Source organism: Saccharomonospora glauca K62, from assembly GCF_000243395.2.
GTDB lineage: Bacteria > Actinomycetota > Actinomycetes > Mycobacteriales > Pseudonocardiaceae > Saccharomonospora > Saccharomonospora glauca.
Window position 1 is genome coordinate 1,162,116 of the sequence record NZ_CM001484.1, and the last position, 3,352, is coordinate 1,165,467.

Annotated in this window: 2 protein-coding genes and 1 pseudogene; 2 read left to right on the top strand and 1 reads right to left on the bottom strand. The window is 72.1% G+C overall.

Translation table 11 applies throughout. The annotated features are described in order from the left end of the window. Nucleotides 1-1,385, bottom strand: a 1,385-nt coding sequence (locus SACGLDRAFT_RS05575) for a DEDD exonuclease domain-containing protein (RefSeq protein ID WP_005462525.1), incomplete at its 3' end; no start/stop codon positions are given. A gap of 117 nt (nucleotides 1,386-1,502) precedes the next feature. Here SACGLDRAFT_RS05575 and SACGLDRAFT_RS05580 point away from each other — a divergent pair. Together SACGLDRAFT_RS05580 and SACGLDRAFT_RS22470 are read left to right on the top strand one after the other, a co-directional pair. Next, entirely contained in the window at nucleotides 1,503-2,930 is a 1,428-nt protein-coding gene (locus tag SACGLDRAFT_RS05580; RefSeq protein WP_040918616.1) for an NYN domain-containing protein, read from the top strand. A 75-nt stretch (nucleotides 2,931-3,005) separates the two neighbouring features. After that, nucleotides 3,006-3,352: pseudogene (locus SACGLDRAFT_RS22470) on the top strand (hydrolase); the annotation flags it as partial.

Genomic DNA, 3,352 nt, shown 5'->3' on the forward strand with positions numbered 1-3,352 from the left:
CCGTCGGGGGCCGCGGCGACGAGTTCGGCGACGGCCGCCAACGCCGTGAGCCGATGCCGTTTGTCGACCGCCCGCAGCAGAGCCGCGAGTTCGTCGCGGCGGCGGGCCGCGCGCTCGAAGTGACGGGCGTCGGCGAGTTCGGCGAGCTGCTCGGTGCCCCGTGCCAGCAGTGTCGCGTCGGTGCCCTCCACGAGGTCGGACACGAGACGTACCGCTGACCGGTACTCCTCCACCGGCTGAGCGCCCGTGCAGGGTGCGCCGCAGCGCCCCAGCTCGGCGAGGACACACGGGCTCCCGGAGGCACCCGAGGCGGGAATGCGTGCCGTGCACGTGCGCAACCCGGCGATGTCGGCGAGAGCGTCGGCGACGGTTCTCGCCCGTGTTCGGGAGGTGAAGGGCCCCAGGGCTCCGTCGCGGGGACGTCGGACGACGGAGAGCCGGGGGAAGGGCTCCTCGGTGAGGACGATCCACCACACCTTCCCCGGATTCCGGGAACGCCGGTTGTAGGCGGGCCGGTGAGCCGCCAGCAACCGTAGTTCGCGTACCGCGGCTTCGAGCGAGTGCGCGCACTCCACGGTGTCGACCCGCTCGGCCAGTGCCACCATCTCCTTGACGCGGCCCCGGCTTTCGGAGGAGGTGAAGTACTGCCGCACCCGGCGTCGAAGATTGCTCGCCGTGCCGACGTAGAGCACCTCGTCCGACGGGCCCCGGAACAGGTAGACGCCGGGACGTTCGGGAAGGTGCTCGGCGAGCTCGCGTTTGCGACGCTGCGCGGGAGTCACGTCGGGCAGGTAGTCGAGCAGTTCTTCGAGGGACTGCACACCGAGCGGGCCCAGTCGTTCCAGCAGACCGTGCAGGACGTCGACGGTGGCCTTCGCGTCGTCGAGCGCACGGTGGTTCGGTGTGGTGCGGGCCCCGAACAGGGGAGCCAGGGCGGAGAGCCGGTAGCTCTGCCGTTCCCGCGACTCCCGCCGAAGCACGCGGCGGGCGAGCTTGAGCGTGCAGACCACGGTGGGCTTGGGCCAGTCGAAGCCGTGCACCCGGCAGGCGGCCTTGAGGAACGAGACGTCGAACCCGGCGTTGTGGGCCACCAGTACCGCGCCGTCGGCGAATTCGAGGAACGCGGGCAGGACCTGTTCGATCCGAGGGGCCGAGCTCACCATCGCGGTCGTGATACCGGTGAGCGCCACGATCTGGGGCGGGATGGGTACTCCCGGATCGACCAGCGTGGAGAACTCGCCGAGCACTTCCCCACCTCGGACCTTTACCGCGCCGATCTCGGTGATGTTGCCTCCGTCGGGGGAGCCTCCCGTGGTCTCCAGGTCCACGACCACGAAGGTGACTTCGCGCAGAGGGGTACCCAGCTCGTCGAAGGCAAGCTGCATGAGCGCAGACACTAGGCGGAAACCCCGACAATTCGTCACGGGGGTGTGGCACGGGTGTGACCGACCCGTGGTGGGATCGGAAGCGCGGTCCGATCGTGGAGAACCTAAGCTGGACCGATGTTGTCGTCGTCCGCGTACCCCGAGCACCCCGAGGAGACCTCTTCGGGGACGTCGCCTTCCTCCGGGCCGCCCGGTGAGGGCGGCGCGGCCGCTGTCCGGCCCGCTCGGGCGGAGGAGGGCGGAGGAGTGACCGACTCAGCCGAATCCGTCGATTGGCTCGGTCTTCCCGAGCCGGTCCGGGAGCGCATCGCCGAGCTCGCCGCCGCCGCCCTGGGCAAGCTGCCCAGTGACGACGTGCCGCGTCAGCTTCGTCCCGTGGCCCGCTTCGCTCCCGCCAAACGGGCGAGACTCGGCGGCCCGGCACTGCTGGCCGCGCTCCGGGACTCGGGGCGGTTTCGGACCGCGGTGCTGGAGTGGCTCCGCGAACACCGGGTCGACGCGCTGAACCCCAATGACGACGACTCCGTCGCCGCGGCGGCCGCCGCCGTGCTCCTCGGGGAGTCGAGCGCGTCCTCGCGCGTGCGGCTGGTGGCGCGCAACACCGAGGAGTCCACGCTGCGTGCCGAACGCGACGCCGCCGTGGCACGGGTGCGCAAGCTCGAGGCGGAGATCGGCAAACTGCGGGCCGAGCTGGAGGAGGCTCGCGCGGCGGTCGAACGGGCGAAGGCCGAGCGTGCGGACGAGCTGGTCAAGCTCCGAAAGCGACTGCGTGAGCAGGGCGTCGTGGTGCGTCGGGCCAAGGACGCCGCGGCCGAGGCCGTCGCTGCGCGGGAGCGGGCGGAGGCGAAGCGGGACGCCGAGATCGAGGCACTGTCCGCCCGGCTGGAACGGGAACGGGAGAAGACCAGGGCCGAGCGGGCCCGAGCGGAGCGGGCGATGGCCGAGGCCGACGCCGCTCGACAGTCCGCCCGTGAGGCGCGAGATGCCGACGAGGTGCGGCTGTCCATGCTGTTGGACACGCTCAGCGGCGCGGTGGACGGCCTGCGGCGGGAGTTGTCGGTCGGCAGCACCCCGAGGCGACCCGCCGACATGGTGCGAGGCGCGAGCACCGGCAGGCGTGGCGGCCGGGTCTCGGAGCCCAGGACGTTGGACACCCTGCTGGCGTTGCCGGGGGTGCACATGATCGTGGACGGCTACAACGTCACCAAGACCGGATACCCGGAACTGTCCCTGGCCGAGCAGCGACAGCGGCTCGTGCGTCAGCTCGGTACGCTCGCGGCGCGCACGCGCGCCGAGATCACCGTCGTGTTCGACGGAGCCAACGTCACCTCCATCCCCAACGCGGGGCCGAGGAACGTGCGGGTGCTGTTCTCCGATCCGGGGGTGCTGGCCGACGACGTGATCCGGACGTTGGTGCGCTCGGAACCCCAGGGCCGGCCGTTGGTGGTCGCCACCTCCGACCAGGCCGTGGTGGCCTCGGTGTGCGACTCGGGCGCGCACGCCGTCCCCGCCGCCGTGCTGTTGACGCGCCTCGGGCGCGTGTGACGACTTTCGCGTTCCGACGCCCGCCGGAGTGGTATTCCCCGACGTCACGGTCGTGCTCACGGTGACGGAGGCGGGATGCGCGTACTCGGAATGGCGGTCTCCTTGCTCGTCGTGTTGTCGCTGTGGTCGGCGCCGCTCGCGGAAGGGGCGCGTGGTGCGGGGGACGGGGTCGACGAGCCGGTCCGGCCCCGCGTCGCCGAGGACGTCGACGAGGACACCGACGTCGCCGAGGACGCGGCGCGGGCCTGGCGTGAGTGGCTCCGGGAGCTCGAACACGCCGGGGTCAGGCTTCCTCCCGCACGGGCCCTGCTCGACCTCGACCGGCTGCCTCCCGGACTGAGGCCCGCCCGAGGGGCCGACGGGACCGTCCGGCGCGGGGTTGCGTGGGCCCCGGAGCCGGGGGCGCTCGTGGTACCGCGCGA

What these genes read in the sequence shown, in the direction of transcription:
- SACGLDRAFT_RS05580 (WP_040918616.1), top strand. Translation starts at nt 1,503, where the DNA reads ATGTTGTCGTCGTCCGCGTACCCCGAGCACCCCGAGGAGACCTCTTCG.